This window comes from Blautia sp. An46, assembly GCF_002161645.1.
GTDB classification, from domain to species: Bacteria; Bacillota; Clostridia; order Lachnospirales; family Lachnospiraceae; genus Blautia; species Blautia ornithocaccae.
Window position 1 is genome coordinate 21079 of record NZ_NFIF01000028.1, and the last position, 14243, is coordinate 35321.

A 14243-nucleotide genomic window follows, 5' to 3' on the forward strand; every position below is an offset into this window, starting at 1 on the left:
AGTTGCCATCTGAATTAAGTAGGAGAGGCCGGTTTCCCCACGTTACCGGGGACACATATAAAGGCGTATGCTTCGTATGATGTAAGAGGTGGTATAACGACAGCGCAATAAGGCTTTCGTCCTGTTACAGGACGGAAGCCTTTTCTATATATTTCCGCTTCAAAAGGAAAGAATAGAAACGCCTTTGTGAAATATTTTGAATTTTGGAAAGGAGAAAAGCTATGTATCAGAAAGTTACTACAGACCTCAACTTTGTAGAACGGGAGAAAGAAGTAGAAAAGTTCTGGAAAGACAATGACATTTTCAAAAAGAGCATGGAAAACCGTAAAGAAGGTCCTACCTATACCTTCTATGACGGACCGCCTACCGCTAATGGAAAACCTCACATCGGCCATGTGCTCACCCGTGTTATCAAGGATATGATCCCCAGATACCGGGCCATGAAAGGCTATATGGTTCCCAGAAAGGCCGGATGGGATACCCACGGACTGCCGGTAGAGCTGGAAGTGGAGAAAAAGCTGGGACTGGACGGCAAAGAACAGATAGAAGAATATGGCCTGATCCCTTTTATCGACCAGTGTAAGGAAAGCGTCTGGAAATACAAAGGCATGTGGGAAGATTTTTCTTCCACTGTTGGCTTCTGGGCTGATATGGATAATCCTTATGTAACCTACCATGACGATTACATCGAATCCGAGTGGTGGGCCCTGAAAGAAATCTGGAACAAAGGACTTTTATATAAAGGCCACAAGATCGTGCCCTACTGTCCTCGCTGCGGTACTCCCCTGTCCGCACAGGAAGTGGCGCAGGGATATAAAGATGTGAAAGAGCGCTCCGCTATTGCCCGTTTTAAGGTAAAAGGAGAGGACGCTTATATCCTGGCATGGACCACAACTCCATGGACTCTGCCATCTAACGTTGCCCTCTGCGTAAACCCTGATGAGGAATATGCAAAGGTTAAGGCTGCAGACGGATATACTTACTATATGGCAACTGCCCTTCTGGATACCGTTCTGGGCTCTCTGGAAAGGGAAGAGGGAACGTCGGCCTATGAAGTTCTGGAAACTTATAAGGGAACAGACCTGGAATACAAAGAGTATGAGCCTTTGTATAACTTCAAAGAATTAAACAAAAAAGCCTATTATGTAGTATGCGATACTTATGTAACTCTTACCGACGGTACCGGCGTAGTTCATATTGCTCCGGCTTTCGGTGAAGACGATAATAAAGTTGGAAAGAAATATGATCTTCCTGTGCTGCAGCTGGTAGACGAAAAAGGTGAAATGACAGCAGAAACCCCCTGGGCCGGAACTTTCTGCAAAAAGGCAGATCCGGAAGTGCTGAAAGACCTGGAGGAAAGAGGCCTGCTCTTCTCAGCACCAAAATTTGAGCACAGTTATCCTCACTGCTGGAGATGTGACACACCGCTTATCTACTATGCAAGAGAATCCTGGTTTATCAAGATGACTGCAGTCAAAGAGGACCTGATCCGGAATAACAACACTATCAACTGGATTCCTGAAAGCATCGGAAAAGGCCGTTTCGGCGACTGGCTGGAAAATGTTCAGGACTGGGGAATCAGCAGAAACCGTTACTGGGGAACACCTCTCAACGTATGGGAGTGTGAGTGCGGCCATATGGAATCCATTGGCAGCCGTCAGGAACTTTTTGAGAGAAGCGGCGACGAGAATGCCAAGACTGTGGAGCTTCATCGTCCATATATCGATGAGATTACCATGAAATGCCCAAAATGCGGCAAGACTATGCACAGAGTACCGGAAGTCATCGACTGCTGGTTTGACTCAGGGGCTATGCCTTTTGCACAGCACCATTATCCTTTTGAAAATAAAGAGCTGTTTGAGCAGCAGTTCCCGGCAGATTTTATCTCCGAGGCTGTAGACCAGACAAGAGGATGGTTCTACTCTCTGCTGGCAGAATCTACTATTTTGTTTAATAAAGCTCCTTATAAAAATGTTATCGTTCTGGGACACGTTCAGGATGAGAACGGACAGAAGATGTCTAAGTCTAAGGGAAATGCAGTAGATCCTTTTGAGGCCCTGGAAACATACGGAGCAGACGCTATCCGCTGGTATTTCTATGTAAACAGCGCTCCATGGCTGCCTAACCGTTTCCATGGAAAAGCCGTACAGGAAGGACAGAGAAAGTTCATGGGAACTCTGTGGAATACCTATGCTTTCTTCGTGCTGTATGCAAATATTGATGAATTTGACGCTACAAAATATACCTTGGATTATGAGAAACTGCCTGTAATGGATAAATGGCTGCTGTCCAAGCTGAATTCAGTGGTAAAAGCAGTAGATGAGGATTTAAATGCCTATAAGATTCCGGAAACAGCCAGAGCCCTTCAGGAATTTGTGGATGATATGAGCAACTGGTATGTAAGAAGAAGCCGTGAGCGTTTCTGGGCCAAAGGAATGGAGCAGGATAAGATCAATGCGTACATGACTCTTTACACTGCTCTGGTTACCATCTGTAAGGCTGCAGCTCCTATGGTTCCATTTATGACAGAAGAAATTTATCAGAATCTGGTGAGAAGCGTTGACAAAGATGCGCCTGAGAGTATCCACCTGTGCAATTTCCCTGAAGTGAAGGAAGAGTGGATCGACAAGACTCTGGAAGAGAACATGGACAACCTGCTGAAGGTGGTAGTCATGGGCCGGGCATGCAGAAATGCAGCAAATATCAAGAATCGTCAGCCTATCGGAAAGATGTTCGTAAAAGCGCCTTTCACACTGGAAGACTTCTATAAAGAAATCATTGAAGACGAGCTGAATGTGAAGGAAATGACATTTACTGAGGATGTAAGAGACTTTACGACCTATACCTTTAAGCCTCAGTTAAAGACTGTAGGACCTAAGTACGGAAAGTTCCTGGGCGGCATAAAGAAGGCCCTGTCTGAACTGGACGGAAACCAGGCTATGGACGAATTAAAGGCAAATGGACAGCTAAAACTTGACATAAATGGACAGGAAATAGTATTATTAGACAGTGACCTGCTCATTGATATGGCACAGACAGAGGGCTATGTCTCTGAATCAGACAATGATATTACTGTAGTGCTGGATACAAATCTGACTCCCGAACTGATCGAGGAGGGATTTGTCCGTGAGATCATCAGCAAGATCCAGACCATGCGTAAGGAAGCCGGCTTTGAGGTTACCGATAAGATCCGGGTTTCTCTGGAAGATAATCAGGTGATCGAAGGAATCTTCCGTGTCCATGAAGCCCAGATCAAATCTGAGGTTCTGGCTGAAGAAGTTGTATACGGTCAGATGAGCGGTTATGCAAAAGACTGGAAAATAAATTCAGAAAACGTGAAATTAGGCGTTGAGAAACTTTCATAGGAAAAAGGGCTGTCGCGGGGAATTCAATAGCTCTGGTTCTGCTATGCGGCAGCCTTTTTCCTGCAAAAAAGAAGGTTAGCAGTATTTGCCTTCATCATTCTGAAGGAGGAAAGGGAATGTTAGACAATCAATTTAAGAAAGAGGAATTCAAGAAAAGCGTTAAAGAAAACGTAAAAATGCTCTACAGAAAGACCATTGAAGAGGCCACTCAGGAGCAGATTTTTCAGGCAGTATCTCTTGCTGTGAAGGACGTAATTATTGATAACTGGCTGCTGACACAGAAACAGTACGAGAAGGACGACCCGAAGATTGTTTACTACTTATCCATGGAATTCCTTATGGGACGTGCGCTGGGAAATAACCTGATCAATCTGTGCGCATATGACGAGGTAAAAGAAGCTTTAGACGAATTAGGATTTGACTTAAATGTAATAGAAGACCAGGAACCGGACCCGGCTCTTGGAAACGGCGGACTGGGACGTCTGGCCGCTTGTTTCCTGGACTCTCTGGCAACTCTGGGCTACTGTGCTTATGGCTGCGGTATCCGCTATCATTATGGTCTGTTCAAACAGAAAATTGAAGATGGTTACCAGGTAGAGGTTCCTGATAACTGGCTGAAAAACGGATACCCCTTTGAACTGCGCCGCCCGGAATACGCAAAAGAAGTAAAATTCGGCGGTTATGTAGACGTAGAATACGACTATGCAACTGGAAGAACTCATTTTGTGCAGAAAGGATATCAGTCTGTTCTGGCAGTTCCTTATGATATGCCTATTGTGGGATATAATAATAAAATCGTAAATACCCTTCGTATCTGGGATGCGGAGCCTATTACAGACTTCCGTCTTGATCTTTTTGACAAGGGAGAATATCACAAAGCTGTAGAACAGGAAAACCTGGCTAAGAACATTGTGGAAGTGCTGTATCCAAATGACAACCACTATGCAGGAAAAGAGCTGCGTCTGAAACAGCAGTACTTCTTCATTTCCGCAAGTATACAGGCGGCTATCGCTAAGTTTAAGAAGGCCCACAGCAATCTTCATGATCTGCCTAAGAAAGTGACCTTCCAGTTAAACGATACCCATCCTACCATGACAGTGGCCGAACTGATGCGTATCCTGGTTGATGAGGAGAACCTGTCCTGGGATGAGGCATGGGACATCACTACCCATACCTGCGCATATACAAACCATACCATTATGGCAGAAGCTTTGGAAAAATGGCCTATTGAGCTGTTCTCTAAGCTGCTTCCTCGTATTTACCAGATCATTGAAGAGATCAACCGGAGATTTATTGAGGAGATCAAGGCAAAATATCCTGGAAATCAGGAAAAGATCCGCAAGATGGCCATTATCTATGACGGACAGGTGAAGATGGCTCATCTGGCTATCGCCGGCGGCTATTCTGTAAACGGTGTGGCTCAGCTGCACACAGAGATCCTGAAAAAACAGGAGCTGAGAGATTTCTATGAGATGTACCCGGAAAAATTCAATAACAAGACAAACGGTATCACACAGAGACGTTTCCTCCTTCATGCTAACCCGCTGCTGGCATCCTGGATCACTGACCACATTGGGGACGGCTGGATCACAAATCTGCCGGAACTGTCTAAGCTGAAAGTTTATGCAGATGACAAGAGAGCTCAGCAGGAGTTCATGAACATTAAATATCAGAATAAGGTGCGTCTGGCAAAATATATTATGGAGCACAATGGAATCGAAGTAGATCCGAATTCTATTTTCGACGTACAGGTAAAGAGACTTCACGAGTACAAACGTCAGCTGATGAATATTCTTCATGTAATGTATCTGTATAACAAGATCAAAGAACATCCTGAAATGGACTTCTATCCGAGAACCTTTATTTTCGGAGCTAAGGCAGCTGCAGGATATAAGAGAGCAAAACTGACCATTAAGCTGATCAACGCAGTGGCTGACGTGGTAAACAACGATCCTTCCATTAACGGAAAGCTGAAAGTGGTATTTATTGAAAACTACCGTGTATCCAACGCAGAGATGATCTTTGCGGCAGCAGATGTTTCCGAGCAGATTTCTACAGCAAGTAAAGAAGCTTCCGGAACTGGTAATATGAAGTTCATGTTAAACGGGGCCCCGACACTGGGGACCATGGACGGTGCCAATGTGGAGATCGTAGAAGAAGTAGGAGCAGAAAATGCCTTTATCTTCGGATTGTCTGCCGATGAAGTTATCAATTATGAAAACAACGGCGGCTATGATCCAATGCAGTATTTTAACAACGACCCGGATATCCGGAACGTGCTGATGCAGCTGATCAATGGAACTTATTCTCATGGAGACTTCAATCTGTTCAGGGATATCTATGATTCTCTGCTGAATACCAACAGCAGCGACAGAGCAGATACTTACTTTATCCTGGCAGACTTTAAGTCTTACGCCAAAGCTCAGGAAGAAGTGGAAAAGGCCTACAGAGATGAAGCAAGATGGGCAAAGATGGCATTGCTGAATACAGCCTGTGCAGGCAAGTTCTCCTCTGACAGAACGATCCAGCAGTATGTAGATGAAATCTGGCACCTGGATAAGGTTGTCATCAGAAAATAAAAAGAAAATTTTGGGAAAGATTTCTCGTTTTAAGAGACTGTATTGCCCTGTAAAAAAGGGTGATACAGTCTCTTTTTACATACATTTCACAAGGCTTTAACCGAAGGAAGAAAATCCCTGTGCTATACTTAAAGAAAAAAGGTAGAGGGAGGAAACATATGGAAGCAAGAAAAAGAAAAGGCAGAGCTGCACTTTCTCTGTTTTTGGCAGGAGTTCTCTTTCTGCTGTCAGGATGTGCCGGCAGCCGGCAGCCCCAGGGAGATCCTTCAAAACAGCAGAGCTTTACTTCTTTTGGAGCCGGAGAAACCATCCGGATACTTTCCGGTTCAGAAAACCGGGAATTGGAAAATGTGCTGAAAAAGTGTGCGGAGGAAACAAAGATAAATATTGAGATCAGCTATCAGGGATCGGTAGATATTATGAGAGATCTGGAGGCCGGAGCAGAGGAATACGATGCTGTATGGCCGGCCAGCAGCCTTTGGATTTCTATGGGAGATCAGCAGCATCTGGTAAAACACACAGAATCGGTCTCGAATACACCAGTGGTTTTCGGAATCAGAAAAAGCCTGGCACAGGAACTGGGATTTGTGGGACAGGAGGTTTCTGTAAAGGACATTTTAGCTGCTATACAGGAAGGGAAAATGTCCTTTTGCATGACCAGTGCAACCCAGTCCAATTCCGGAGCCAGCGCGTATGTGGGTTTTTTGTATGCATTACTGGGAAAAGAGGATGCCATTACTTTGGCAGATTTGGAAAGTTCTCAGCTTCAGCAGGATATGACCCGTCTTCTTTCTGGAATCGAGAGAAGTTCGGGAAGCTCTGAATGGCTTATGGATATGTTTCTGGAAGGGGATTACGATGCCATGGTCAATTATGAGTGCCTGGTGATCAGTACCAATCAGAAACTTGAATCGGAAGGAAAAGAGCCTCTTTATGTGGTATACCCTTATGACGGACTGAGCATTGCGGATTCTCCTTTAGGCTATGTGGATCACGGGGAAAAGGGGAAAGAGGAAGCTTTTCTGAAGGTTCAGGAATACCTGCTTTCTGACAGCGTACAAAATGAAATCCAGCGTACCGGAAGACGTACCGGCTATGCAGGGGTAAAGGAAGAAAATAAGGATATCTTTAAGTCAGAGTGGGGGATCGATACAGAGCGGATTCTTTCTACCATTACTATGCCTTCATCAGAAGTTCTGACCCAGGCATTGAACCTTTATCAGAGTAAGCTTAGAAAACCCTCTCTTACGGTTTATTGTCTGGATTTTTCAGGAAGCATGATAGGTGAGGGCAATGATCAGCTGGTACGGGCCATGGCACAAGTGCTTCTCCAGGAGAATGCAGAAAAGAATTTCCTCCAGGCGGGGGAACGAGATGTGAACCTTGTGATCACCTTTGATAATGGAGTCATTCATACTTACGAAGCAAAAGATGCATCCCCTCAGAGTCTGGAGAGCCTGTATAAAGCTGTGGAGGAGGAGCGGCCAGGAGGTGGAACAGATATTTATCTTCCGGCTATAGAGGCTTTGCGGGAGATGAGAGAAAACTATGATCTTACCCAGTATACGCCGGCAGTAATTTTAATGACGGACGGTAAGTCTAACGGAAATATGGATTTTGGAGATTTCCAGGACTTTTACCTGCAGGAGCAAATGGATGTTCCTGTATTTTCCATTATGTTCGGCCAGGCTCAGGAGAGCCAGTTAGACGAACTGGCCGATCTGACTAACGCCAGAGTTTTTGACGGACGGGAAGATCTGATCGGGGCCTTCAGAAGTGTAAAGGGGTATAACTGATGATGAGAAAGGAAACTGTGCGTAGTATTCTCTGCGGGCTGACAGCAGGTGCGTTGTTCCTGGGAGTGTTCCTTGGGATGGGCTGGAATTTCTTTGTGTCGGTGTTTCTGGCAGCAGGGCTTTTTGCAGGGTTATTGCTTATAACAAAGCCAAGAGAGATTCCGGGCAAGCTCCCTCTGGACATGAGACCGGACGGCGCCTATCTGGAGAAAAGGCTTGAGGAAGCCAGAGAAGACTTTGAAAGTATCCGCCAGTCTGTGGAAAAGATCCAGGATCAGGGACTGCGGGAAAATTCAGAAAGACTTTATAAGACCTCTTCCAATATATTGGCCTATCTGGAAAAAAATCCGGATAAAATCTCTGGGGCGGGAAGATTTATAGATTACTATCAGGATACAGCCTCCTCCCTTTTGAAAAAATATGTGGAGCTTCAGAACTCGGGCCTGGAAACCCCGGAAGCAAGAAGTCTGAAAGAGGATACCAAAAAGGCCATGCTCATGCTGAATCAGGCATTTGAACAACAGTTTCAGAGGTTGATGAGGAACGAACTGATGGATATGGATGTAGAAATCCAGATGATCGAGAATATGATGAAGATGGAGGGACCTTTATGAAATCGAAGATTGCGGGAATACTGATTCTGGTCCTGGTTATTCTTGCCGGAGGAGGCTATTATTTTTATAGCCAGAACAACCGGACTATGGTTCTGCGGGGCTATTTGGGTGGAGAAAAGACAGGGCTTTTTGAGGATGAAGAAGTGCAGGAGATTCTGCAGAAAAAGTACCATATGGAATTTGACTATGCAAGAGCAGGATCCCTGGATATGATCACGGCAGATCGTAGTGATATGGACTATCTATTCCCTTCCAGTCAGACTGCCCTGGCTTTGTATGAAGACCAGATTGGAGATCCTGTCCAGGATCAGATTATTTTCAATACCCCCATTGTCCTGTATACCCATCAGAGTATTAAAGATGCTTTTCAGGAACAAGGAGCAGTGACAGAGGAAAACGGTGTTTTTTATATGGATATGGAAAAACTTGTCCAGATGATCATGGAGGATACCCAGTGGGCGGATATCGGTCTGGGAGAACTTTACGGCAGAATTTCTGTAGACACAACAGATCCGGTGAAATCTAATTCCGGAAATATGTTTGCCGCTCTTCTGGCCAGCGTGCTGAACGGCGGAGAGACAGTAAACGAACAGACGGTAGAGACAGTATTGCCAGAACTAAAGGAGATTTATTCCAGGCTTGGGTATATGGAAACTTCTTCTTCAGATATTTTTGACCAGTTTCTGAAGATGGGAATAGGAGCAAAACCTATGATAGCAGGTTATGAAAGCCAGATCCTGGAATTTGCGGCCCAAAATCCTGAAGATTATGAACAGCTGAAAGAGGATATCGTGATGATCTATCCTACCCCTACAGTCTGGTCTACTCATGTGTACATTGCTCTGGATGACCAGGGAAAAAATGGGGCTGCAGCTCTTCTTGATGAAGACGTGCAGCGTTTGGCCTGGGAAAAACACGGATTTCGGACTAACAATTATGAGACCCTGGAAAATGGCGGCGGCCAGGAAGTGGAAGAGCTGGCAGGAGATATTACCAGGGTAGTACCGGTTCCCGATTATCCGGCAATGAAAAGGATCATAGAGGGGCTTTAAGGACCTTATGGCGTTTGGCAGTACACTAGCGATACAAGAAAGATACAAGAAAAATTTGTGTTTTTGAGGTGCTTATCTTGCCTTTGTGCTTGGAATATGCTATACTATCGCACGTTGCAAAGCTCATAAAAACCAAGGTCTATAGGGCTTGCCGCCGATTCCCGGCGTTAAATGAATCGAGTGTTCGAGACCTTCCACTCGTAAAACAAAACTAAAGGAGATAATTAAATATGAGAGACAAAAAAGTAACTTTTCTGACCCAGGCGGCTATGATCGCTGCGCTTTATGTGGTGCTGACTTTTGTTTTTGCACCTATCAGCTTTGGAGAGGTACAGATCCGTATTGCCGAGATGCTTACCGTTCTGCCTATTTTTACCCCGGCAGCAGTTCCGGGACTGTTTGTAGGCTGTCTCATCGGTAACATTACCGGCGGAGCTATGCTGCCGGATGTGATTTTTGGAAGTATAGCGACCCTTGTGGGAGCAGCAGGAACCTATTGTCTGAGAAACACGAACCGGTTCTTTGCGGTATTGCCTCCTATTGTGGCAAATGTTCTTATTGTGCCATTTGTACTCCGCTATGCCTATGGAGTTGCTCTTCCCATACCATTCCTGATGCTTACAGTAGGGATTGGAGAAGTAGTCTCCTGTGGGGTTCTTGGAAACTGTCTGATCACTGTTCTGAACAGATACAGGACCAGAATTTTCAGCAGAGCATAGGCTGGACTTAAAGGAAGATTTTTAGAAGTATTCCCGAAAAGGGCTGCGAAAGCAGCTCCGGGAATACTTTTTTTCGTTATAATACATTATCAAAGTAAATTCTTTTGGGTCTTCCAATCATTTACTTTGACATACCATAGACCTTATGATAAACTAAAATCAATTATGGAGTCTTATACCCTTAGGGTTCAGCAACATTATGGAAATAAAAATGTATAGAGGTGAACGAATTGGATAAGAATGAATACAGGGCAAAACTGGATGAAATAAATGACCTGGTAGACCGGCAGGATTACAGAGGCGCCCTTAAGATCGTAGACACCATTGACTGGCGCAGGGTAAGGAGCGCCAGAACACTGTGTATGGTGGGCGAAATTTATGAAGCGAACAAACGATACGAAGACAGCCGGAAACTTCTTTTGATGGCTCATCACAGAGCGCCTATTGGAAGAACGGTATTGTACCGGCTGGTGGAGCTGTCTGTTAAAATGAGGAATTTTGATGAGGCGGCAGATTATTACAAACAGTTTGTAGAGATTTCTCCTAACGACAACAGTCGTTATATCCTGAAATATAAACTTGCCAGAGGAAAAAGGGCTCCTTTGGAAGAACAGATATCGATTCTCCAGGAGTATAAGAGCAGAGAGTATACAGAGAGATGGGCCTATGAGCTTGCCAGACTTTATGCTAAGGCAGGAAATAAGGAAGCCTGTATAGAGGAATGTGACGACCTGATCCTGTGGTTCAGTGAAGGCAAGTATGTGACCAAGGCCATGGAGCTGAAAATGAAATATACTCCTCTGACACCTATTCAGCAGGATAAGTATGACCATCGTTTCCAGAAGGGATATTCACCGGCTGCAGCAGCCAAGGCTGTGGCAGCGGCATCTCAGGCAGCAGAAAAAGTAGTTAGTGCTGCTACACCTTTGACAGAAAGCAGCGACGGAGAAATTGAAGAGCTCATCAAGAACGTTATGGCTGGAGAATCTGCCGGTGCTGCCGGCCAGGACAGTGGGATGGGTTCGCAGTCTCAGGTTTCCGATACCAGAGAATTGAAGGATAAAGCAGCCCAGGAGATTATGGACGTTCTGCCGGCTAAGGGAGAAGAGACTTCGGAGACTGCGGCTACCAGGGAGCCTTCAGAGAAAAAAGAATATATAGTAAAGGATCTGGAACCGGAAATTTTTGGCAGTTCTTCAGAGTTTAAGCCTTTCCATGTGGAAGGTGCCATGAAAACTGCTGTAAAGGTTCAGGCACCAAAATCTCAGCCTATTAAGGAAGAAGACATCAATCCAGAAGACTTTAAGACAGACTTAAAGGAAAAAGAACTGGATCTGGAAGCTCTGCTGGCTGAGACAGCCAACGAACTTGCCCAGGCAGTGGCAGAGGAGACAGAAAAAACGGAATCTGCAGAGGCAGGCGAAGAAGTAGAAGCTTCTGAAGCAGAAGCAGAGGAAGAAGCAGTTTCTGAGGAGACTGTTGAGGAGTTTGAAGAGCCGGAAGAATCTGTAGAGGAAGACGGGGAGAAAGAGACTGCCCCGGAAGAAATTCTTCAGACAGATGAAGAACAGGAAATGCCGGCTCCGGCTGCAGCTAAGGCTGCCATGGTAGCAGATGCCATCGCTTCTGCTCTTATGGAAAAGGCCGAAGAGTTTGAAAAAGACGCTCAGAAAGAGCAGGATGCAAAGCAGGCTCTGGGAGATACCAGAGAAATTGTTACAGAAGAGATTATTGACACAGAATTTGGGGTGCCGGTGGTAGAAGCTGTGGAAGAGGCGGCATTTGAGGAAGAAATGTCTGCAGAGTCTGAAATGGAAGAAACCGCTGATACAGAGTTAGAAGAAGTGTCCGAGCCTGAAGCAGAAGAAACTGTGGATACAGAGGCAGAAGAAGTATCTCAGTCTGAAGCGGAAGAGACCATTGCCATGGAAGCAGAAGAAGAGACAGTTGCGCCAGAGGAAACAGAAACTGAGCCTGGAGAAGCCTGGGAAGAAGTACCTCAGGATACAAAAGTGATTCCTTCAGAAGAAGTAAAAGAGGCCCTGGGAGAAATCGATCTGTCTGCAGCCCTGGAACAGGAACTTGAGGAAACAGTACTTCCGGAAAAAGAGCAGGCCCGGGAAGAGGCTTTGGAGGAAACGCCACAGCCTGTACGTACAGTGGAACCGGCAGCTTTCAGTACTGCAGTAGAAGGCCTTATGCGCCACCACCTTACAGAAGAAGAGCACAGAAGACTGTTTACATATTTTGCTCCGGTCCCAGGTATGAGCCAGCAGATCAATGAGGCTCTGGATATCGCTCAGGAGTCCGCCTGTGCAAAGACTTCCCAGGCAGGAAACATCATTGTTACAGGCAGGGAAGGTTCTGGAAAGACAAAACTTTCTGAGGGGCTGATAAAAGCTCTGTGTAAGGAAAGACAGATGCAGGGGGCCAAGGTGGCATATCTGGAAGCAGATGAGCTGAACAAAAAAGACCCGGCAGCAGTTGTGGATAAACTGTCAGGAGGCTTTCTGGTAGTGGAGCATGCGGGAGCTCTGGAAGAAGCAGTTGTGGAAAATATGTCAAAGGCAATGGAGTTTAAGACAAACCGCCTTACCGTTATCCTGGAAGACCTGAAACCGGGAATCCGGGAGCTGGAAGAAAAATATCCGGAATTCATGAAAAAATTTGATTCCCGCATAGTTATTCCTGTATTTACCAATGATGAGCTCGTGTCCTTTGCCAAGACTTATGCGAAGGAACTGGGATATAAGATTGATGATATGGCAGTTCTGGCTCTTTATACACTGATCGGAGACAATCAGAATGAAGAGAACCCGGTTTCTATTGGTATGGTAAGAGAAATGATGGATGAGGCCATTAAAAAGGCTTCGAAGAAAGGACGCCGTCCAGGAAGAAGAGTAAGCAAGCGTCATCTGGATGAAAGCGGAAGAATCATGATTTATGAGAAAGACTTTGATATTTAAGGGAGGAAGATAGAATGACAGCCCCATATCTGGGAAATCCCAAGAAGACCATAGAAGTTCTTCAGAAGTATGACTTTGTTTTTCAGAAAAAATATGGGCAGAACTTCCTCATTGATACCCACGTCCTGGATAAGATCATAAATGCAGCAGAAATAACAGAAGAAGACTTTGTTCTGGAGATTGGTCCCGGAATCGGGACCATGACCCAGTACCTGGCTTCCAGAGCCAGAGAGGTTTTTGCTGTGGAGATTGACAGGGCGCTGATCCCCATACTGGAGGATACCCTCAGTGACTTTAAGAATGTAACAATTCTGAATGAAGATATATTGAAGGTAGATATCAGAAAATTGGCAGAGGAGCACAACCAGGGGAAACCTATAAAAGTTGTGGCGAATCTGCCATATTATATTACAACGCCGATCATTATGGGGTTGTTTGAGGAAAAAGTGCCTGTAGAATCCATTACGGTTATGGTACAGAAAGAAGTGGCAGACAGGATGCAGACAGGCCCGGGCAGCAAAGACTATGGAGCCTTGTCGCTGGCGGTTCAGTACTATGCCAGCCCCTATATTGTGGCCAATGTACCGCCGAATTGCTTTATGCCCAGGCCAAAAGTCGGAAGTGCGGTGATACGTCTTTCCAGACATGAGAAGCCTCCGGTAGAAGTGAAAGATTCCAGCCTTATGTTCAGGATCATCCGGGCTTCTTTTAACCAGAGAAGAAAAACTCTGGTAAATGGACTGAAGAACGCCGGAGATCTGGATTTTACAAAGGAGCAGATAGAGAAGGCAGTGTCTGACTGCGGCTTTCCTGCCGGGGTCAGAGGCGAGGCCCTGACACTGGAAAACTTTGCTGCTTTAGCCAACCGTCTCCTGGAAATCACAAATGAATAAGCAGATAACGTAAAAGCCACCGCAGTTTTTGCTGCGATGGCTTTCTCTATAAATATTAAAGGAAGGAGAGCCGACCCGTCAGGGCCGACATATGAAAAAGAAAATATAAAAATAATTTGTTCTTATTATTTTTATGGTTTTAGTATATCCGCTAAATATGTTGAAATCATGTGTAAGTTGTGAAGTTTTCATGAACGAAATTAAAAAGATTTATGAATGGCAAAATGGAGGTTTCAGCGTTCCAGATCAAAGGGGCTTG

General features: G+C 45.2%; 8 protein-coding genes. All 8 read left to right on the forward strand.

Translation table 11 applies throughout. The features are described 5' to 3' along the window. Positions 1-221: 221 nt before the first annotated feature. The 8 genes from ileS to rsmA all read left to right on the forward strand — a co-directional run bounded on the left by ileS (position 222) and on the right by rsmA (position 13984). Positions 222-3365: an isoleucine--tRNA ligase gene (ileS, locus tag B5G00_RS17100; RefSeq protein ID WP_087274869.1), complete on the forward strand. Its 3144-nt coding sequence runs from the start codon at positions 222-224 to the stop codon at positions 3363-3365. 116 nt (positions 3366-3481) lie between these two features. Then, positions 3482-5944 carry a glycogen/starch/alpha-glucan phosphorylase gene (locus tag B5G00_RS17105; RefSeq protein ID WP_087274870.1) on the forward strand — a complete coding sequence of 821 codons (2463 nt, stop codon included), beginning with the start codon at positions 3482-3484 and terminating at the stop codon, positions 5942-5944. 158 nt (positions 5945-6102) lie between these two features. Continuing rightward, the gene (locus B5G00_RS17110) at positions 6103-7740 is read left to right on the forward strand and encodes a VWA domain-containing protein (RefSeq protein ID WP_087274871.1); all 1638 of its coding nucleotides are present in this window, start codon (positions 6103-6105) and stop codon (positions 7738-7740) included. Further along, positions 7740-8354, forward strand: coding sequence for a 5-bromo-4-chloroindolyl phosphate hydrolysis family protein (locus B5G00_RS17115; protein ID WP_087274872.1), 615 nt, complete (start codon positions 7740-7742; stop codon positions 8352-8354). The genes B5G00_RS17110 and B5G00_RS17115 overlap by 1 nt, the downstream gene beginning before the upstream one ends. Beyond that, entirely contained in the window at positions 8351-9406 is a 1056-nt protein-coding gene (locus B5G00_RS17120) for a hypothetical protein (protein WP_087274873.1), read from the forward strand. Before B5G00_RS17115 ends, B5G00_RS17120 begins: the two co-directional genes overlap by 4 nt. A 230-nt stretch (positions 9407-9636) precedes the next feature. Further along, the gene (locus B5G00_RS17125; RefSeq protein ID WP_087274874.1) at positions 9637-10125 is read left to right on the forward strand and encodes a QueT transporter family protein; all 489 of its coding nucleotides are present in this window, start codon (positions 9637-9639) and stop codon (positions 10123-10125) included. A 221-nt stretch (positions 10126-10346) separates the two neighbouring features. Then, on the forward strand, positions 10347-13091 hold the full coding sequence (locus tag B5G00_RS17130; RefSeq protein WP_242971407.1) for a tetratricopeptide repeat protein: 2745 nt from the start codon (positions 10347-10349) through the stop codon (positions 13089-13091). 14 nt (positions 13092-13105) lie between these two features. Then, complete coding sequence (rsmA, locus tag B5G00_RS17135; RefSeq protein WP_087274876.1) at positions 13106-13984, forward strand: 16S rRNA (adenine(1518)-N(6)/adenine(1519)-N(6))-dimethyltransferase RsmA; 879 nt, start codon at positions 13106-13108, stop codon at positions 13982-13984. The last annotated feature ends 259 nt before the right edge of the window (positions 13985-14243 follow it).

Bases quoted from the DNA above. Each gene is read 5' to 3' on its own strand.
- ileS (WP_087274869.1), top strand. From the start codon at position 222: ATGTATCAGAAAGTTACTACAGACCTCAACTTTGTAGAACGGGAGAAA.
- B5G00_RS17105 (WP_087274870.1), top strand. From the start codon at position 3,482: ATGTTAGACAATCAATTTAAGAAAGAGGAATTCAAGAAAAGCGTTAAA.
- B5G00_RS17110 (WP_087274871.1), top strand. From the start codon at position 6,103: ATGGAAGCAAGAAAAAGAAAAGGCAGAGCTGCACTTTCTCTGTTTTTG.
- B5G00_RS17115 (WP_087274872.1), top strand. From the start codon at position 7,740: ATGATGAGAAAGGAAACTGTGCGTAGTATTCTCTGCGGGCTGACAGCA.
- B5G00_RS17120 (WP_087274873.1), top strand. From the start codon at position 8,351: ATGAAATCGAAGATTGCGGGAATACTGATTCTGGTCCTGGTTATTCTT.
- B5G00_RS17125 (WP_087274874.1), top strand. From the start codon at position 9,637: ATGAGAGACAAAAAAGTAACTTTTCTGACCCAGGCGGCTATGATCGCT.
- rsmA (WP_087274876.1), top strand. From the start codon at position 13,106: ATGACAGCCCCATATCTGGGAAATCCCAAGAAGACCATAGAAGTTCTT.